At 63.8% G+C, this 18,246-nt stretch carries 15 protein-coding genes; 4 read left to right on the top strand and 11 right to left on the bottom strand.

Translation table 11 applies throughout. The features are described 5' to 3' along the window. Window positions 1–151: 151 nt before the first annotated feature. Entirely contained in the window at window positions 152–346 is a 195-nt protein-coding gene (locus KO539_RS11225; RefSeq protein ID WP_035818969.1) for a hypothetical protein, read from the bottom strand. 309 nt (window positions 347–655) lie between these two features. Between KO539_RS11225 and KO539_RS11220 the strand changes: the two genes are divergently transcribed. The 3 genes from KO539_RS11220 (at window position 656) to KO539_RS11210 (ending at window position 2,898) form a co-directional block, all read left to right on the top strand. Further along, complete coding sequence (locus KO539_RS11220) at window positions 656–1,030, top strand: hypothetical protein (RefSeq protein ID WP_219309267.1); 375 nt, start codon at window positions 656–658, stop codon at window positions 1,028–1,030. A 7-nt stretch (window positions 1,031–1,037) separates the two neighbouring features. Then, complete coding sequence (locus tag KO539_RS11215) at window positions 1,038–1,367, top strand: hypothetical protein (protein WP_219309265.1); 330 nt, start codon at window positions 1,038–1,040, stop codon at window positions 1,365–1,367. 85 nt (window positions 1,368–1,452) lie between these two features. Continuing rightward, window positions 1,453–2,898, top strand: a complete 1,446-nt coding sequence (locus KO539_RS11210; RefSeq protein WP_219309255.1) for a serine hydrolase domain-containing protein — start codon at window positions 1,453–1,455, stop codon at window positions 2,896–2,898. Here KO539_RS11210 and KO539_RS11205 read toward each other — a convergent pair. The 3 genes from KO539_RS11205 to KO539_RS11195 form a co-directional block, all read right to left on the bottom strand. Continuing rightward, entirely contained in the window at window positions 2,895–3,470 is a 576-nt protein-coding gene (locus KO539_RS11205; RefSeq protein ID WP_219309253.1) for a type 1 glutamine amidotransferase family protein, read from the bottom strand. The two genes, KO539_RS11210 and KO539_RS11205, sit on opposite strands and share 4 nt — an antisense overlap. A gap of 213 nt (window positions 3,471–3,683) precedes the next feature. Then, window positions 3,684–4,457 (bottom strand): ferredoxin--NADP reductase, encoded by a 774-nt coding sequence (locus tag KO539_RS11200; RefSeq protein ID WP_035818959.1) that lies wholly within the window; start codon window positions 4,455–4,457, stop codon window positions 3,684–3,686. Window positions 4,458–4,682: 225 nt separating this feature from the next. Then, a complete protein-coding gene (locus tag KO539_RS11195; protein ID WP_219309251.1) occupies window positions 4,683–5,789 on the bottom strand; it encodes an acyltransferase in 1,107 nt (368 codons plus the stop codon). Window positions 5,790–6,051: 262 nt separating this feature from the next. Here KO539_RS11195 and KO539_RS11190 point away from each other — a divergent pair, with 262 nt between their 5' ends. Next, complete coding sequence (locus KO539_RS11190; protein ID WP_219309249.1) at window positions 6,052–7,557, top strand: DASS family sodium-coupled anion symporter; 1,506 nt, start codon at window positions 6,052–6,054, stop codon at window positions 7,555–7,557. A gap of 11 nt (window positions 7,558–7,568) precedes the next feature. On the opposite strand, the gene KO539_RS11185 is transcribed toward KO539_RS11190, so the two are convergent. The 7 genes from KO539_RS11185 to KO539_RS11155 all read right to left on the bottom strand — a co-directional run bounded on the left by KO539_RS11185 (window position 7,569) and on the right by KO539_RS11155 (window position 18,244). Next, the gene (locus KO539_RS11185) at window positions 7,569–10,109 is read right to left on the bottom strand and encodes an EAL domain-containing protein (RefSeq protein ID WP_219309247.1); all 2,541 of its coding nucleotides are present in this window, start codon (window positions 10,107–10,109) and stop codon (window positions 7,569–7,571) included. Then, window positions 10,106–13,756 carry a response regulator gene (locus KO539_RS11180; RefSeq protein WP_219309245.1) on the bottom strand — a complete coding sequence of 1,217 codons (3,651 nt, stop codon included), beginning with the start codon at window positions 13,754–13,756 and terminating at the stop codon, window positions 10,106–10,108. Before KO539_RS11180 ends, KO539_RS11185 begins: the two co-directional genes overlap by 4 nt. A 37-nt stretch (window positions 13,757–13,793) precedes the next feature. Beyond that, a complete protein-coding gene (locus tag KO539_RS11175) occupies window positions 13,794–14,951 on the bottom strand; it encodes an ABC transporter substrate-binding protein (protein ID WP_257626236.1) in 1,158 nt (385 codons plus the stop codon). Between the two features lie 120 nt (window positions 14,952–15,071). Further along, window positions 15,072–16,079: an NADP-dependent oxidoreductase gene (locus tag KO539_RS11170; protein ID WP_219309238.1), complete on the bottom strand. Its 1,008-nt coding sequence runs from the start codon at window positions 16,077–16,079 to the stop codon at window positions 15,072–15,074. 37 nt (window positions 16,080–16,116) lie between these two features. Next, window positions 16,117–16,926, bottom strand: coding sequence for an oxidoreductase (locus KO539_RS11165; RefSeq protein WP_219309236.1), 810 nt, complete (start codon window positions 16,924–16,926; stop codon window positions 16,117–16,119). A gap of 102 nt (window positions 16,927–17,028) precedes the next feature. After that, window positions 17,029–17,637: a TetR/AcrR family transcriptional regulator gene (locus tag KO539_RS11160; protein ID WP_099401982.1), complete on the bottom strand. Its 609-nt coding sequence runs from the start codon at window positions 17,635–17,637 to the stop codon at window positions 17,029–17,031. 76 nt (window positions 17,638–17,713) lie between these two features. Next, entirely contained in the window at window positions 17,714–18,244 is a 531-nt protein-coding gene (locus KO539_RS11155) for a ribonuclease domain-containing protein (RefSeq protein ID WP_152598688.1), read from the bottom strand. Between the last annotated feature and the right edge of the window lie 2 nt (window positions 18,245–18,246).

The following is an 18,246-nucleotide window of genomic DNA, read 5'->3' as shown; positions in this document are numbered from 1 at the left end:
ATACTGATTATAAAAATGGAATCTGCAATTGAAAGGTGTTTATGTATTCATTGCGCGCAGAGAAGCCGTGCCGGAATAGGCGCCAGCGCCAGTTTGAATATAGCGGAATAGATGAAACCCCCACGCGGGCGGGGGAATGGGGCGCCGGGAATCAGCAGTACTGGCCGCCGTCGTTCGGCTGGAAGCGCGATGAATCGCGGTATTGGTCACGGGTGCCGACGGCGGTGCAGCCGGCTACGGCGACGCCGTCGCGCACCTTCCAGACGGTGGCGGGCGCTACCTGTTTTTGTACCTGTTTTTCAGCCAGTTTGAATGCGAACAATTTGGAGTGGTTCTGTTTTTGCATTGTACTATCCTCTTGTGATGGTTAAGTACTGCTTGCGCTGTATGCCATGGTATATGGCCATTCGATATTAGCGCCTGAATAAATAAGCGTCAACTTGAAAATCAATCGTATCCGCGATTATATTTTTCAAATACTCACCAAATATCACGCGAGCCATTTATGTTATTGCAGTGCGATAAATAATAAGCGCGGCACTTTAAATAATCGGCACGGTGCTTTATTATTGCCAGCAAACGGATCGGCCATGCCCGCGGCGAGGCACTATAATGGCGCCTGTTGAATGGATAAGGCACAACGTACTCTATGGAAATGGCCATCACAGACAGCTTGCGGCAGCTGGCATACGCGCAGGCCGCCGCCTTCGTGCAGACGCTGGACGGGCGCGATCCTGTTGCGCTGCAACGCGACTGGGGTCTGTCGCTGGCCGTGGCCGACGAGATCATCGACATGCTCGACAGCTATTTTGCGGCGAGCCAGGCATTGTCCCTGTCGCCGCTGGCGCAAGCCTTCGTGCCGGGCAAGGGCGGCCGTCCCGGCGTCGACGTATATGCCACCGACGCTGGAGCGCTGGGCCTGGAATGCCGGCTGCTGGCCGATGGCAAGCCGGGCGAAGCGATCCTGCACCTGGAAATGTCCGGTCACGATGGCGCGCTGCGCCTCCACTACCAATATATCGGATCCTGAAAACCCTATGACTGAACTGATCAGCGAAACACAGCAGCGCATCTGCGACAAATTCGGCTTGCCGGCGCAAGCCCCCGAACCCATGGTGGCCCTGGCCATCGGCAGCCTGGACCAGTCGCCCATCTATGGCACGCGCGTCGTGCTGCCGGAAAACGGCACCATCAGCTGGTTCATCCACTGCGGCGAACACGACGATGCCAGTGGCTTTTACCAGCCCCTGCATGCGGAACACCTGCACGAGATGCTGCCGCAGGTGGTCGATTACCTGGCCTTGCCCAGTGGCGCCAGGTTCATCCTCGACCGCGAAGGGTACGAGGACGTGTGGCTGGAAGAGTAACTTTCCGACCGGCAAGATTGTCGTTGACGTTGATAAATAGGTATGGGATGCTGCGGTTCCGTTTTCCACCGTCGAAAGCCGCATCGTGAAGCCACGTCTGCCGTCCGTCCTGTTCGCCCTGGCGCTTGCCGCCGCCCCCGCCAGCCATGTGCAGGCGTCCACAGCGGAACACGAAATTGCCGCCTTCGTGCGCAGCGAAATGCAGGAGCGCCAGATTCCAGGGCTGCAACTGGCGGTAATTCAAGGTGGCAAGGTTGTGCTGAAGCGCAATTTCGGCCTGGCCAGCCTGCAATACCAGGTTCCCGTGACGGAGACGAGCCTGTTTTCCATCAATTCGGCAACGAAAGCGTTTGCGGGTGTCGCCGTACTGCAGCTGGTGCAACTGGGCAAGATCGACCTGGCCGCGCCCATCGGGCAGTACCTGACGGGGCTGCCTGTCGCCTGGCAAGCCGTGACGGTGACGCATTTGCTCAACCACACCTCGGGCTTGCCCGACGTGCTGGACCAGCGCAGCGGCAAGCTGGTGGGGCCGCAGCCGGACGATGCCGAGGCGGCGTGGACAGCCGTACAGGCGCTGCCCGTGGAAGCTGCGCCTGGCCAGCGCTTCCGCTATAACCAGACCAATTATGTGCTGCTGGCGCAATTGGTCGAGCGGCTAGGCGGAATGCCCTTTAGCACTTTCGTCCAGCGCGGGCAGTTTGACGTGGCCGGCATGCCGCATAGCGGTTTTGGCGACGCGAAGGACGTGGTGGCCAACAAGGCCAGTTCCTACGTGCTGGACCGGGGCGGTAACGGTTACCGCAATGTGATCGAAGACTTTCCCGTGTTCATGCGCGCCGGCGCTGGCATCAACAGCAATGCGGGCGAACTGGCCAACTGGCTCATCGCGCTGCAGTCCGGGCGCTTGCTGGTGCCCGCCAGTGTGGAACGGCTGTGGCAGCCGACCAGCTTGAATGACGGCAAGCCGGCGCCGTGGGCGCTGGGCTGGCCCACCATCGGCCGCGATGGTCACCGCGCCGTGGCCGGCATCGGCGGCGCCCGCTCGGCCTTTTATGTGTATCCCAACGATGGCCTGGCCGTCATTATCCTGAGCAACCTGGCCGGCGCCCAGCCGGAACAGCTGATCGATACCGTCGCCGGCTTTTATCTTCCCGCCCTGCGCCAGCAGCGCGGCGGGGCATATGCCGCGCACTTGTTGCGCAACAAAGCGGCCAGCGCCGGTTTCGATGGACTGGACAAGAAACTGGCGGCCATCCGGCGCCAGCATGGCTTGCCGGAACCCACGGAAGATGACTTGAATGCCTGGGGCTATCGCCTGCTGGGCCGGCAGCAGCCGAAACAGGCGGTGGCAGTCTTCGAACTTGGCGTGCAACTGTATCCGCAAGGGGCGAATGGCCACGACAGCCTGGCCGAAGCGTACGAGGCGGATGGCGCCAAGGCGCAGGCCGTCACGCATTACCGCCGTTCGCTGGAACTCGATCCGGGCAACACGCACGCCGCGGCGCGCCTGCGCGTGCTGGGCGCCAACTAGCCGGGCGTCTTGCCGTGTTCGGCGCCGTGCATGGCCAGGTAGGCGTTCAGGTTGTCATCGGCGATGCCCAGGGCGCGCAAGACTTCCTTGGTGAAGCTGACAGGCGCCGTGCCTGGCGCCGTGATGACGCGCTGGTCGGCCACGGCCCATGGCACATCCTGGTACAGGGCGGCGCCCGCATAGCCGGTTGTCGTCAGGTTGTCGGCGCAATTCGAGGTGTGGCGTACGTTGTCGAGCACGCCAGCCTGCGCCAGCACGCGCGTGCCGTCGCAAATGCCGGCCAGCACGATATTCCTGTCGCGCGCCGCGCGCAGCAAGGGGGAGATGTCGGGCGCCTTGCCGCTTTGCCAGTGGCTGCCGCCACATACCATCAGCAAATCGAGTTCATCGAGCACAATCTCTTCCAGCGCCAGTTGCGGCGTGACCAGCATGCCGCCGGACGAGGTGACGGGCAAGCCGCCGGGCGTGGCGAACTGCGTGTAAAAGCCGTAATACAGGCGCGCCGTGGAATTGAGCAGGGCGGTTTCCCAATCGGCAAAGTTCTCGGTCAGAATGGTGATGGCACGTGTCATGAAAAGTCCTGTCGCAGGTGGAGATATCAATAGTAATACAGGCTCGCTAGCCTGCTGGTGCCGAAATCATAATGAACGGTACTGACAGTTTCTGTCAGGAGCGAACAGCCTGCGCAACAATTGCTGGCCCGCTGGAGTAATGAAAAAGGCCCGGCGCCGCCGCTGTGTGCGGCGGGACCGGGCCCCTGGAGTATGGCGGATGACTCTTGCGGATTACTTCTCGGCGAACGCGCGCTCGACAACGAAGTCGCCAGGCGTCGAGGTATTGCCTTCCTTGAAGCCACGCGCTTCCAGCATTTCCTTCAGGTCGCGCAGCATGTCCGAGCTGCCGCAGATCATCACGCGGTCTTCGGCAGGGTTCAGTGCCGGCACGCCCAGGTCTTCGGCCAGCTTACCGTTTTCGATCAGCTCCGTGATGCGGCCCATGTTGCGGAAGTCTTCGCGCGTCACGGTCGGGTAGTAGCGCAGCTTGTCGCTGACCATTTCGCCCAGGAATTCGTGTTTCGGCAGGTGCTCTTCCAGCAAGTCGTGGTAAGCCAACTCATCGACCTGGCGCACGCCGTGCACGAGGATCAATTCGTCGAAGCGTTCGTAGATGTCCGGATCGCGCACGATGCTGAGGAAAGGCGCCAGGCCCGTGCCCGTCGACAGCATGTACAAGCGCTTGCCTGGCAGCAGGTAGTCGGACACCAGGGTGCCCGTCGGCTTGCGGCCGACGATGACGGTGTCGCCCACTTGCAAGTGCTGCAAGCGCGACGTCAATGGACCGCCCGGTACCTTGATGCTGAAAAATTCCAGGTGGTCTTCGTAATTGGCGCTGGCGATACTGTAGGCGCGCAGCAAGGGCTTGCCATCGACGCGCAGGCCGATCATGGTGAAATGGCCATTCGAGAAACGCAGCGACGGGTCGCGCGTGGTGGTAAAGGAGAACAGGGTATCCGTCCAGTGGTGCACGCTTAAAACGCGCTCTTCATTCATCGAACTCATAGTATGTGTTGGCTGGTCAAAAAAATGGTTAGTTGCTGGCAACTGCTGGCAAAAGTGAAACCCTGTGTAGGCCCAGACGCTATTGTACTGGCCTCCAGACGAAATTGTTACCGTCTATCGCCGCCATTGCTGCCGCACGCGGTGCCGACATTATAGTGCGAATGGCAAGCCGGGGCTGGAAATGGGCCGGAAATGGGCGGTGGGCATGCGGACTCTTGACCTGGCTCACTTTTCTGCGGCACGCCGCCAGCGCTGGCGGATGGCGGCATTGGCCGGCTCGGACACGTAGCGGGCCACGAGGGCGGCAGCCAGCGCCGTTGCGGCCAGGAACAGCGCCAGCCACGGCAGGCGCTCGGCGTAGGCCAGGCCCGCCTTGTCGACCACATTGCGCATGCCGGCCAGCACGATGATATGGAACAGATAGAGTTCGTAGCTATGGCGGCCCAGCCATTGCAGCGGGCCGGGCCGTCGCTGGCTGGCCGGTCCGGCCGCCACGCTGCCAAGGATGAAGGCGGCGCTGGCCACGGCGACCAGGGTAAAACCGAACACCTCATGGCCGCCGATGCCGCGCACATACACGGCCGCCAGGGCCAGGCCCGCTGTCCAGCGCAAGAGTCGCCCGATCCGCGCGCCAGGTTGCCAGCGTTGCGTCAGCATGGCCGTCAGGCAACCGATGGCGATGGCGTCGAAGCAGGCGATATAGCCGTACATGAAGTCAATCTCGTTGTCCGCATGCAGGCTGCGATACACGGGGCCGGCGACGATGGCGGCGCCGCACAGCAGCATGATCGCCTGGCGCCGGCGCAGGATGCGGCATGACAAGGGCAGCAGCAGATAAAACATTTCCTCGACGGACAAGGACCAGTACACATTCAGGCAGTAATTGAAATAGCCGGCGCTTTGCATCAGCACGTTATGCCAGAAGGTCAGCACGGAGGCGATGGCGATGACGAAATAGCTGGCGGGCAAATCCTTGCCGCCGTCCGAGTTGGCAAAGTAGGGCACGTCCAGCACGCCCAGCAGCACGATGATGGACAGCGCCAGCAGCAGCGATGGCAGCAGGCGGGCAATGCGGTAGAGATAAAACGCCGCCAGGTCGATGCGCGCCAGGTCGCCCCAGCGCTGCAGCGAGGTCGAGGTGATCAGGTAGCCGGAAATGACGAAAAACATGGTCACGCCGTAATTGCCCTGGTAGGCGGCGCGCAGCAGCCAGGCGGGCAGGATTTCGAGCGGGCTGTTCTTCAAGCCGTAGGCGAGGGCGAAGTGCAGCAGCAGCACTCCCAGGATGGCGGCGCCGCGCAAGGCGTCGATATGGTGGTTGCGGGTATTCAATGGTTTCCTTGTCAGCCGGTCTGGTGACTAATGGGGCAATTATGCGACATGTGTCGCTTGCCGGTCAACGATTTTACAGATAGTCGGTAGCGAATGCGGCAACGGGGCACGGGCAGGGAAGTCTTGCGTGTATGATATTGCCGAACAGAATTGTTGGGCATCTGTCATCTTGCGGGAGCGCTTCTTGTGCCTGCCAGCCCATGAATCTGCGTGCACGATTCCTGCCGCCACGATGCCTGACCCACAGCGAAAGGTAATAAAGATGTATAAAACAGTGCGCGACTTGTTCCTGCATTTCAAGGAAGCCGTCCCATTCCGCCTCGTCCCCGCCCTGATCTGCACCGCTTTGCTCGTGAGCATGCTATTGCTGCCGGCGCCGGACGGCTTGACGCCCAAGGCCTGGGGCCTGGTGGCGATTTTCCTCACCACCATCCTGGCGATCATCCTGAAAGTCATGCCGATCGGCGTGATGGCCATGATGGCCATCGTCATCGTGTCGCTGTCGCAAGTGACGTCGACCTCGTCCAAGGGCGCCATCACGGATGCGCTCAGCAGCTTTTCGAATCCATTGATCTGGCTGATCGTCGTGGCGATCCTGATTTCGCGCGGCCTGAAAAAGACGGGACTGGGCAGCCGCATCGGCCTGCTGTTCATTTCCTTGTTGGGCAAGCGCACCATGGGCATCGGCTATGGCCTGGCCATTTGCGAACTGGTGCTGGCGCCATTTACGCCCAGTAACACGGCGCGCGGCGGCGGCATCGTTCACCCCGTCATGAAATCGATCGCCAACGCTTTCGATTCGGACCCTGCCAAGGGCACGGAAAAGAAAGTCGGCACCTACCTGGCCCTCGTCAACTACCACGCCAACCCGATCACCTCGGCCATGTTCCTGACGGCCACGGCGCCCAACCCGCTGGTGGTCGACTTCGTGGCCAAGGCCAGCGGCCAGAGTTTCCACCTGACGTGGACCACCTGGGCCCTGTGCATGCTGTTGCCGGGCCTGGTCTGCCTGCTGCTGATGCCTTTGATTATTTATTGGCTGTCGCCGCCGGAACTCAAGGCCACGCCGGACGCCGTCACCTACGCCAAGGCGGAATTGAAAGGCATGGGCCCGCTGTCGCCGTCGGAAAAAGTCATGCTGGGTACCTTCGCCCTGTTGCTGCTGCTGTGGGCCAACGTGCCCGCCATGCTGTTCGGTCCCGCGTTTTCGCTCGATGCGACGGTGGTGGCCTTTGTCGGCCTGTTCGTGCTGATCATCACGGGCACCATCGACTGGGATGACGTGCTGTCGGAAAAGAGCGCCTGGGACACTTTGGTGTGGTTCGGCGCGCTCGTCATGATGGCCGAGCAACTCAACAAGACGGGCGTGATCGCCTGGTTCTCGGCCGGCATGAAGGCGGCGATTGTCGCCAGCGGCATGGACTGGCTGCCGATCGCCGGCGTCCTGGTGCTGGTGTTTGTCTTCTCGCATTACTTCTTCGCCAGCACGACGGCCCACATCAGCGCCATGCTGCTGGCCTTCCTGACGGTGGGCCTGCACCTGATCCCGGCCGAATACCACGTACCGTTCATGCTGATGATGACGGCCGGCTCGGCCATCATGATGACACTGACCCACTATGCGACGGGCACCTCGCCCATCATCTTCGGCAGCGGCTTCGTGACCATGGGCAACTGGTGGAGAGTCGGCTTCATCATGTGCGTGGTGGAACTGCTGATCTTTGCCGTCGTCGGCACGACGTGGTGGAAGGTGCTTGGCTACTGGTAAGTGGTAAGTGGTCAGGCGGCGCGGTTGCCGATCTCGATGCCATGCGGACCCACGGGCGGGCGTTGCACGCCCGATTCGAAGCGCTGGAAGGCTTCGCGCAAATGGTCTTTCAGCAAGGTTTCGTCCCAGGGCTTGGTGATGAACTTGTACACCGAGCCTTCGTTGATGGCCGCCGTGACCGAATGCAATTCGGGGTAGCCGGACAACATCACGCGCACGATCTCCGGATAGATACCCTTGATGCGGCGCAAGAGTTCGTTGCCGGACATGCCCGGCATGCGCGCATCCGTGAGGATCACGCCCACGGCATTGGCGGCCACCAGTTCCAGCGCTTCCTGCGGCTTGCTGGTGCTGAGTATCTGGTAGCCTTCCTTGCGCAGCGAGCGGCGCAGGGCGGACAGGATATGCTCTTCGTCGTCCACCAGCAGCAGCACGCGCTGCGGCGCTTCGGCATGGCAGTTCTCGGGCGGCAGATGGGTGCCCGCATGCAGCATCAGATCCATCTCGGCGCCCGGCAGCGGGCGGCTGAAGTAATAGCCTTGCATGGCGTCGCAGCGGTTGGTATTGAGAAATCCCAATTGCCCCTCCGTTTCCACGCCTTCAGCCACCGTCGTCATGTGCAGCGACTTGGCCATGGCGATGATGGAGCGGGTCAGCGACGCGCCATCCACGCTGTCGGTCACGTCGCGGATGAACGATTGATCGATCTTGACCACGTCGATGGGGAACTGCTTGAGGTAGGACAGGCTGGAATAGCCGGTGCCGAAGTCGTCCAGCGACAGGGTGACGCCGATTTCCTTCAACTGTTCCAGCGCCTTCACCACGAGGTCGCGGTTTTGCATCAGCACGCTCTCCGTCAGTTCCAGTTCCAGGCAGTGGGCCGGCACGCCGCTGTCGGCCAGCACTTCGCGCACCAGCTGCGGCATATCGGCCTGGCGGAACTGGCGCGCCGACACGTTGACGGCCATCGTCAGGTGCGTAAAGCCGTAGGCATGCCAGACGCCCAGCTGCGCGCACGCCGTGCGCAGCACCCATTCGCCGATGGGCACGATCATGCCCGTTTCCTCGGCCAGGGGAATGAAGCGGTCCGGCGGCACCAGGCCGATGCCGTCGCGGCGCCAGCGCAGCAGCGCTTCCATGCCATAAATCTTGCCGCTGGTGAGGTCGACCTTGGGCTGGTAGTGCAGTTCCAGCTCGCCCAGCGCCAGCGCCTGGTGCAGCGCGTGTTCGATTTCGGCCCGCTCCTCCACCAGCACGCCCATCTTGTGGTTGTAGAACTGGTAGCCGTTGCGGCCCTTGTCCTTGGCGCTGTAGAGGGCGGCATCGGCCGTCTTGAGCAGCATGTCGCCGCTGTCGCCGTCGGACGGAAACACGCTGGCGCCGATGCTGGTGCTCACGTGCAGGGTATGCTCGCCCAGCACGAAGGGATCGGCGAACACCGCCAGCACTTTTTGCACGATCTGTTCAGCCGTCACGATGTCGGGCAGGTCCGTCAGCAGGAGGACGAATTCGTCGCCGCCCTGGCGTGCCACGGTGTCACCCTCGCGCACCGCCAGCTTCAGCCGCCGGGCCACTTCCCGCAGCAGCGCGTCGCCCACCGGGTGGCCGTAGCTGTCGTTGACGAACTTGAAACGGTCGAGGTCCAGCATCAGGGTGGCCAGGTGCAGGCGGGTGCGGCGGGCATGGGCGATGGCCTGGCCGATGCGGTCGTTCAGCAACTGGCGGTTGGGCAAGTCCGTCAGCGCATCGTGGTTGGCCAGGTATTCGATGCGCAATTGCTGCAGCTTGCGTTCCGTGATGTCCTGTACGGTGCCGCGCATCAGCAGCACCTGGCGGCCTTCGCGCACGGCTTCGGCCTGGTGAAAGACGATGCACTCGCCGCCGTCCGGCTGCAGCACCTTGTGTTCCAGGCCGTAGCTGGTGCCGTTCGCATGCAGTTCCATGAAGGCATCGAGCAGCAGCGGTCGCTGGTCTTCCGGCAGGCATTGCAGCAGGCGGTCGAAGCTGGTGGGCCCGGAATCGGCGTCCAGGCCCAGGATGCGCAACAGCTCCGGCGACCAGTAGCCGTCACCGCCGGCGACCCGGTATTCCCAGTTGCCGAGGCGGGCCAGCGCCTGCGCGTGGTTCAGGCTTTCCTGGATACGGCTCAATTCGGTGAGCGCGCTGCTGGCCCGCAGCAGGTAGCGCAGCCGGTGCGCCAGCAGCCGCCATTGCATCGGTTTGGAGATAAAATCGCTGGCGCCCGCTTCCAGCGCCTGCTTGATGGAGTCATCGTCGTCGTTGCCGGTCAGCACGACGATGGGCACATGCGCGCCGCCGGGCAAGCGGCGCAGCTGCTGGCAGCATTCGAAGCCGCTCATGCCGGGCATGGCGACGTCGAGCAGGATCAGGTCGGGCACGCCGCGCTGAAAGGCGGCCAGCGCTTCCAGGCCGCTGGCCGCTTCCTCGATGCGGAAGCCTTCCGGTTCCAGCGCTTCCGTCACCAGGATGCGCGTCATGGTGTCGTCATCGACCACCAGGACCAGTGCTTGCGGGGGCAGTGCGGTATTCATATGGCTTCCTTCTCAATGGCCAGGGCGGCGAGGACACGGTCGAGTTCTTGCTGGATGCCGCGGATATGGTTGAGCGCGCTGCCGACGTCATTGCCGCGCGCGTATTGTTCGATTTCACGGCAGGTGGCCGACAAGCCCAGCGCGCCCACGTTGGCGCAGCTGGACTTGAGCGTATGCGCCGCCAGCTGCAGGGCCGCGGTATCGCTGGCCTCGGCGGCCACTTCCAGCTGGCCCAGCAGGCGCGGCGCGTCGCTGTAGAACAGGTCAATGATGCGGCCCAGCACGTCGGGACGGCCGGGACGCCGCATGGCGCGCAGGTTTTGCAGGGCGGCGGCGTCGAGGATGGAGGCCGATTCCACCGGCGCCGCCTCCGTGGTTACTGTAGGCGTCTCGGCTGTGGCCGGCGCGGCGGGCGACGGGCGCCAGCGGGCCAGCATCGCCAGCAGGGCGGCGCGCGTGTACGGCTTGGCCAGGTAGTCGTCCATGCCCGCGTCCAGGCACAGTTCGCGGTCGCCGAGGATGGCGTTGGCCGTCAGGGCAATGACGGGTGTGCGGACACGGCCTTGCTCGGCCTCCATGCGGCGCAAGCGCCGCGTCGCTTCAAAGCCGTCCATTTCCGGCATCTGGCAATCCATCAGGATCACGTCGAACGGGTAGCGCTCCCACAGGGCCAGCGCGCGCCGCCCGTTGTCGGCCGGCGTCGCTTCGTAGCCGCTATCTTCCAGCATGGCCAGGGCGATTTCCTGGTTGATGGCGTTGTCTTCCACCAGCAGCATGCGCAGCGGCGCCTGGCCTGCGTCTACGGTGTCCGCTGGCGCGGGCACGGCAGGCAGGGCAGCACTCGTTGGCGCCAGGGTAGTGTAGCCGCACACGGCTTCGATGCAGTGGCGCAGTTCCAGCGCCCGCACGGGCTTGGTCAGACAATATGCCACGCCCAGCGCCGTTACCTGGCGCAACTCGGCCGAGGCATCGAGTGAACTGAGCATGATGATTTTCAGGGCCGCCAGGCCGGCGTCGGCCTTGATCGCCCGCACCAGCTCGGGGCCATCCATGACGGGCATGCGCATGTCGATGATGGCCAGGTCGAACGGGCGCCCGCCGCGCAGCGCGCCTTGCAGCAGGCCCAGCGCTTCGGCCCCGTCGGCGGCGCTGGCGGCGGCCATCTGCCACTCGATCGCATGCTGCAGCAGGATCGTGCGGTTGGTGGCATGGTCATCCACGATCAGCACGTGCAAGGCGCCCAGCGACACGCGCGGCGGCGGCGCCGGCGGCGCGTCCTCGGGCGCCACGGTGCCCACGGCAACAGTGACGGCAAAGCTGGACCCCTGGCCCGCCACGGATTTGAGCACAATGTTGCCACCCATCATTTCCACCAGCTGCTTGATGATGGCCAGGCCCAGGCCCGTGCCGCCGTATTTGCGCGACGTGGTGCTGTCGGCCTGGCGGAAGGGCTGGAAGACGGCGGCGGCCGCCTCCGGCGCCATGCCGATGCCCGTGTCGCGTACTTCCAGGCGGATCTGGCCGGCGGCGGGACAGCTGACATCGACGGAAATCTCGCCCCGTTCGGTAAACTTGGTGGCGTTGTTGAGCAGGTTGGTGAGGATCTGGCGCAGGCGCACGGGGTCGCCGCGCACGTGCTGCGGCACGTCGGAGGCGATGCGGCAGGTAAATTCGATGGCCTTGCGCTGGATGCCGTTGGCAAACAGGGCCACGACATCGTCGATCACCTGGCGCAGGTCGAAGGGGATATGTTCGAGCACCAGCTTGCCCGCCTCGATCTTGGAAAAATCGAGAATATCATCGATGATGCTCAGCAGGCTTTCGCCCGAGCGGTGTACCGTGTGCACGAAACGCTGCTGCTTGGGACTGAGTTCCGTGCGCTGCAGCAATTCCGTCATGCCCAGCACGCCATTCATCGGCGTGCGGATCTCGTGGCTCATCTTGGCCAGGAATTCCGACTTGGCGCGGTTGGCGGCGTCGGCCTCGGCCTTGGCCTGCTTGAGCGCCAGGTCGCGCTGTTCGACGTGCTCGAGCATGCCGTTAAAGCCCATGATCAATTGCCCTAGTTCATCGCTGCCATGCTGCGCCACGCGCACGGACAGCGGTTTGCCGCCGCGGATATGGGCAATCGCATGGGACAGGTGCGCCAGCGGCCTGGCGATGGAAGCGCTGATCAGCCCCGTGATGGCCACGCAGGCCAGCAGCAGAATCAGTCCGATGCCGAGAATCAGCACGAAGGCATGGCGCACGCCGTCGCGCACCTGGGCCACCGCGTCCTGCTGCTGCCCCGTGATGCGCGCCACTTGCTGCGCCGAATAGGCGGCCTGTTCGCGCTCGAAGGCGCGCACGTGGTCGATGACCTCGTCCAGCGCCTTTTCGCTGTCCAGTACGCTGCCCTTGGCTTGCACCAGCCGCTGTCCCGACCGCTCGACCTTGTCCAGGTAAGTGTTGACGCCGCGCGTTTCGGCCAGCAAGCCCAGCTGGCCTATGCTTTGCAGCAAGGTTTGCATGGTGGCCATGTCGCCGTGCAGGGCGCTGATGTGCAGGGCGATATCGTCGCCCAGGCGCGTGACGTCGCCGGCGGCCGTGGCCAGCATGACTTCGCCCACGCCGATGCTGATGGCGTCGACGGCCAGGTTGATTTCGCCGCTGGCGTCCTCGATGCGGGCCGAAGTACGCATGTAGCGGTTGGCCTGCGCCAGGCGGTTGCGTCCGATGGCCAGCTGCAGTTCGATGGGATCGAGTTCCTCGGCCAGGCGCAGGAGCGTGGAGGCCAGGGTGGCGCTGACTTGTTCCTTGAGCGCCGCATAGTGCGCCTGCTGCGCCGCGCTGGCGCCGCCCTCGGCCAGCAGTCCGGCGCGCAAGGCCAGCAAGCCGGTGGCGGGATCGAGCATCTGGCGCGCCGTGGCCAGCAGCTTTTCCCGCAGCGCCTGCTGGGCCGGGCTGATGCCGCGCTCGCCGCTTCCCGCCAGATGCGCGACGGCCGCCGTCAGCCGTTCGCGCAAGGGGGCGATACGAAAACGGTTCTTCACGGCCTCCGTTTCGGCCAGCGCAATCTGCATGTCGAGGATGCTCTTGCGCAAGTCGGTCAGGTAGCGCGCGTTCTCGTTCAGGCGCTGGCTTTCCAGCTGCACTTCGGCGGCGGTGGCCTGAGCCTGGCTGTCGACCAGGCGGATCTTGCCGCGCGCACCCTTGGCGGCGGCCTTGATCTGCGCCAGCACCTGGCGCATTTCCGTCGCCTGCGCCTTGTAATAAGCCTCGTTTTCCAGGCGTTTGCGCACGGCCACGCGCATGCGCTGGAATTCCTGCTCGAAGGCCGAGTGGTAGCGGGGCGTTTGCAACTCGCCGTGACGCCGCAATTGCTGGCTGATGCTCTCGGCGGCTTGGATATTGGCGACGATCTTGCTTGATACCTGCTCCAGCTGCGCCAGGTCTTCCGCCTTGCCCAGCTCGAAAAAATCCGACGCCATGTCTTGCACGGTATAGCGCAGGCGCAAGACGTCCGTGTACAGCGGCACGGTCCGGTCGGTCAAGCCGTGCACATGGGTTTCGATGCCTTTCACCAGCAGCAGGCTGGCCGCCGCCATGGCCGCCACGCCGGCCAGCAGGACGCTGGTACTGATGATCAGCTTGGTCCTGATTTTCATGCCAGGCTCCAGGTCGCGCAGGGCAGGGGAGCGCGCATCACTTCGCGCCAGGGTCCGGGTCGGCCGGAACGATCCTGCCGTCGGCGATGCGGGTCAGGAAGACGGCTGTCGACGCCTGGTGGTTGTCGGGCCGCAGCGTCACCCGCATGCCGCCCAGGTCGAGCCGGTCAAACGTTTCGAAGCTCTGGATCAGGCGCTCGCGCGTGAGGTCGGCGCCCGCGCCGCGCAGCGCCGCCACCATCAGGGTGGCCGAGATGCAGCCTTCAAAACTGACGAAAGACAGCCTGGCCGCCGGCACATGCCTGGCCAGCAGCGCGGCGCAGTCGGCGGCAATCGGCAGCGTGCGGTCTTCCGGCAGCGGCACCACCTGGGAAATGACGATGTTGTCGCCTGCCTTGCCCAGCAATTGCAGCAGGCTGTCCGTGCCGACAAACGATACCGTGGCCAGGGCCGCCTTCAGCCCGGTCTGGCTTGCCTCGCGCACGAACGCGGCCACCGGCGTGTAGGGCCCGGCCATGATCACGGCTTGCAGGTCGTGTCCGATCAGGGCCGCCAGTCCCGCCTTGACGGCCGTCGTGCCGCGCTGGAAGGAACCCTTGGCGACGAGTTCCATGCCGCGCCGTTGCAGGGCGCGCACAGTGCCGTCGAGTACGGCATTGCCGAAGCCGTCGTCCTGGTACAGCACGCCAAAGCGCTTGACGCCGCGGCTGGTGAAATACTGCACCAGGGCATCGGATTCATCGTCATAACTGGCGCGGAAGTTGATAATTTCATGCACCACGGGGCGGCGCAAGGTCATCGCCCCCGTAAACGCGCCCACCAACGGCACCTTCATTTCCCGGACGATAGGGATGACGGCGTTGGTGGTCGGCGTGCCCACGTTGCCGAACAGGGCGAACACCTGTTTTTCCTCTACCAGCCTGAGCGTTTCGCTGATGGCGCGGTCCGGATCGTAGCCATCGTCGGCAACCACCAGTTCGATGCTGCGGCCATGGATGCCGCCGCGCTGGTTCGCTTCCTGGAAAACGGCCGTCGCGCCGTCGAGCATGGCTTTCCCCAGCCCGGAGGCCGCCCCCGTTTGCGCATTGACCATGCCCAGCCGGATGTGCGTATCGGTGACACCCGGTTCGGCGGCGTGGACCATGCCGGCCACGAGGGTGATAGCGAGCCAGCAGCATTCCGGGAAAACGCGCATGAGCTACCTTTATGGAGGTTGACCGGTATCAAGAGGCACACGGTTGACAACGAGTATGGAGTAAATTGCCAACGAAAAACTCACACATAGTCACAGCGCGGAAAGCAGTTCAAATATGCCTCAAGACTCAGGTAGTTGCACCACCACCTTGCCCCGTGCGCGGCCCTGCGCCAGGTAGGCCAGCGCCTGTTTCGCCTCAGTAAAAGGAAACACCTTGTCGATGACGGGGCGGATGCTTCCCGCCTCGAGCAGGGCGGCGATCTGTGCCAGCTGGCCGCCGTCGGGACGCACGAAGTGAAAGGCATAGCTGGCGCCGCGCCGCTGCGCCAGGCCGATGATCTTGCGGCTGAGCAAACCAAACACCAGTTTCAGCACCACGTTCATGCCGCGCGCGCGGGCAAAGGCGGCGTCCGGCGGGCCGATCAGCGACACGACGTGGCTGCCCGGTTTGACGATGTGCAGGGCTTTTTCCAGCCCGTCGCCGCGCACCGTGCCCAGTACGGCGTCGTAATCGCGCAGCACCTCTTCGAACGGCTGTTGTTTGTAGTCGATGACTTCATCGGCGCCCAGGCCGCGCACCAGTGCCACGTTCGCCGTGCTGGTGGTGGTGCCCACGCGGGCGCCCAGGTGTTTGGCCAGCTGGATGGCGAACGTGCCGATGCCGCCGGAACCGGCCGGGATGAACACTTTCTGGCCGGCCTTGAGTTGCATGCGTTCCTGCATGGCTTGCCACGCCGTCAGGCCCACCATGGGTATCGACGCCGCCTGCACGAAATCGAGGTTGGCCGGCTTCAGCGCGGCCGCCTGTTCCGGCACGACGGCGAATTCGGCCAGGCTGCCGTGTGGCGTGTCGAAAATACTCGCATACACGGCGTCGCCCACTGTAAAACGCGTGACGCCGCTGCCGACGGCCACGACCACGCCGGCCAGATCGCTGCCCAGGGTGGCCGGCAAGCGCATTTTCAAGATCGGCTTGAAGTCGCCCTTGGGAATCAGATTGTCGATGGGGTTCAGGCCCACGGCGTGCACCCGCACCAGCAATTCGCCGGGACCGGGCGTGGGGCGGGGCAGTTCCACAAATGCCACGTGATCGGGGCCGCCGTATTTTTTCAGTTGCAGAGCTTGCATGCTGTTCTCTTTGTCAGGTTGAATGAAATGCCCGCGTTCACGCCAGGCGCAGGTCCTTGCGCAAGCCGGCGTCCAGCAGCGACGCCGGCATGAAACGGCGCATCAGGCGCAGGCGCGCGGCCAGCGGCCCGGCCGTGTAGCGCAATTTTGGCTCGCTTGCCTGCGCCGCCGCCAATACGCTGTCGGCCACGATGGCAGGGTCATCGGCGCCGGCCATCAGCGTTTGCAGCCGGCTTGTGACGGCCGCGCTGACTTGCCGGTAGGCCGACAGCGGCGTATCGGGCGCCAGCAGATTGGCTTCGAACGTGGTTTTCGTATAGGCCGGTTCGATGACGCTGGCGCGGATGCCCCAGCCGCGCACTTCATGGTCGAGCGATTCAGTGTAGCCTTCGATGGCGTGCTTGGTGGCCGAATACAGCGCGCCGTAGGGCATGGGCAAAAAGCCCACGACGGAACCGATATTGAGGATGCGTCCGCCGCCCTGGGCCCGCATGTGCGGCAGCACGGCCAGGGTCATGCGCACGACGCCAAAGAAATTCGTCTCGAAGATGGCGCGCGCTTGCGCGATGGAACTTTCTTCGGCGCCGGCCGGGGCCACGCCGAAGCCGGCGTTATTCACCAGCAGGTCGATGCGGCCCTCGCGCTGCATTACCTCTGCCACGGCGGCAGCGACGGACTCCTCGCTGGTGACGTCGAGCGCCAGCATGGCGTATTGCTGGCCAGGGAGCTGCGCGCCGCTGCGGCTGGTGCCGTACACGGTATAGCCCGCTTGCGCCAGGCGCCGGGCCGTGGCCGCACCGATGCCGGACGAGGCGCCGGTGACCAGGGCAATCTTCTTGTTGTTCATGATGTTCCTTCAGTGGTTGACAGCGTGGAATACAAAATATGACGATCATCATATTCTGGTTTGAAAAAACCCCGGGACGGATCAAGGCCCAGGGCGGTACGGCTAAGCTGGTGTCTGAAACTGCGCCAGGGTGGCCGCGCACAGCGCGTCCGACAGGGCCGGCTCGTCGACGGCGCGCGCCAGAATGGTGGTGCCGATCATGGCGCATACCGTCGCCATGGCCTGTGCGTGCGCTTCCGGCTGGCCCCAGTTTGGCATCTGGCGCGCGAACAGGTCGATCATTTCCTTGATGTGGATGGTGGCGGCGCGGCGCACCTCGGGTGCCTGGCGCGGCATTTCCGAACCCAGCGCCGAGACGGGGCAACCCACCTCGATGGCGGCGATGTGTTCGGGCGACAAATACGCGGCCAGCATGGCCTGCAGCGCCTGGCCAGCCGGGGCGGCGGCCGCCACCCGGGCTGCCAGCGCCACCGCTTCGGCGCCCGCGCGGTCGCCCGCTTCGACCAGCAGGGCGTCGCGCGAGGCGAAGTGCGCATAAAAGCCGCCGTGCGTCAGGCCCGCTTCCTTCATGATGTCGGCCACGCCCGTGCCCGCGTAGCCGCTGCGGCGGATGGCGCGCGTGGCCACTTCGACGATGCGTTCGTGGGTGGCTTCCTTGCGGCTTTGCGCCGAGGGTTTCTTGTTGGGTAAGTTCTGCATGACGGTCATCATATCGTACTTTTCAACACCGTGCACGCGACCAGCCGCGGCAGACGTTTCACCGCCGCGGCCGGTAGTTGAGGAGGGACTAGCTCTTCAGGCTGCAAAAGCTGGCATAGTGGTCCTGCGTGTAATAGCGCTCCACCAATTTGCGTTTCCCCTTCGGTGTCTGCACAAGCAAGACCGCACGATGCGAACCGGCTCCGCCATCGCCGCCGATCCCCAGATAGTATTCATAATAAACCTCGTCCTTGCCGGCGGCGGGAAGGCGGCCCTCATTGTTATTGAAGACGGTATTGCCGGGACCACCGGCGACCGCGCTCGTTTTCGCATTGCGGTAGGCGTCATATTCGCTGTTTTGCGGCGTGGGCAGGGTTTTGCTTGGCTCCCTTTTGCCGCAGTCGGGGATTTTCGCCGCAAAGGCGTGGGAAGAGAGCAGGGCGCCTGCCACAATAAGACCCAGCGACCAGCTAGTTGCGCGTGAAGTTTTCATCGATATGCTTTCGTTGGTGGAACGTTCAATGGATGGGTTGCTTCCGATACGGCCAATGTCCGGCTGGCCGGCATAAATCTCTGCAATAGCGAATATAGTTAAATTTTTGAAAATATTACTATTCAATT

This window comes from Janthinobacterium sp. NKUCC06_STL, assembly GCF_019345455.1.
GTDB classification, from domain to species: Bacteria; Pseudomonadota; Gammaproteobacteria; order Burkholderiales; family Burkholderiaceae_D; genus Janthinobacterium; species Janthinobacterium rivuli.
This window is presented reverse-complemented; position numbering and strand designations above follow the sequence as displayed.

What these genes read in the sequence shown, in the direction of transcription:
- KO539_RS11215 (WP_219309265.1), top strand. Translation starts at nt 1,038, where the DNA reads ATGACTGAACTGATCAGCGAAACACAGCAGCGCATCTGCGACAAATTC.
- KO539_RS11185 (WP_219309247.1), bottom strand. Translation starts at nt 10,109, where the DNA reads ATGAATACCGCACTGCCCCCGCAAGCACTGGTCCTGGTGGTCGATGAC.
- KO539_RS11220 (WP_219309267.1), top strand. Translation starts at nt 656, where the DNA reads ATGGCCATCACAGACAGCTTGCGGCAGCTGGCATACGCGCAGGCCGCC.
- KO539_RS11190 (WP_219309249.1), top strand. Translation starts at nt 6,052, where the DNA reads ATGTATAAAACAGTGCGCGACTTGTTCCTGCATTTCAAGGAAGCCGTC.
- KO539_RS11160 (WP_099401982.1), bottom strand. Translation starts at nt 17,637, where the DNA reads ATGATGACCGTCATGCAGAACTTACCCAACAAGAAACCCTCGGCGCAA.
- KO539_RS11225 (WP_035818969.1), bottom strand. Translation starts at nt 346, where the DNA reads ATGCAAAAACAGAACCACTCCAAATTGTTCGCATTCAAACTGGCTGAA.
- KO539_RS11165 (WP_219309236.1), bottom strand. Translation starts at nt 16,926, where the DNA reads ATGAACAACAAGAAGATTGCCCTGGTCACCGGCGCCTCGTCCGGCATC.
- KO539_RS11205 (WP_219309253.1), bottom strand. Translation starts at nt 3,470, where the DNA reads ATGACACGTGCCATCACCATTCTGACCGAGAACTTTGCCGATTGGGAA.
- KO539_RS11175 (WP_257626236.1), bottom strand. Translation starts at nt 14,951, where the DNA reads ATGCGCGTTTTCCCGGAATGCTGCTGGCTCGCTATCACCCTCGTGGCC.
- KO539_RS11180 (WP_219309245.1), bottom strand. Translation starts at nt 13,756, where the DNA reads ATGAAAATCAGGACCAAGCTGATCATCAGTACCAGCGTCCTGCTGGCC.
- KO539_RS11170 (WP_219309238.1), bottom strand. Translation starts at nt 16,079, where the DNA reads ATGCAAGCTCTGCAACTGAAAAAATACGGCGGCCCCGATCACGTGGCA.
- KO539_RS11200 (WP_035818959.1), bottom strand. Translation starts at nt 4,457, where the DNA reads ATGAGTTCGATGAATGAAGAGCGCGTTTTAAGCGTGCACCACTGGACG.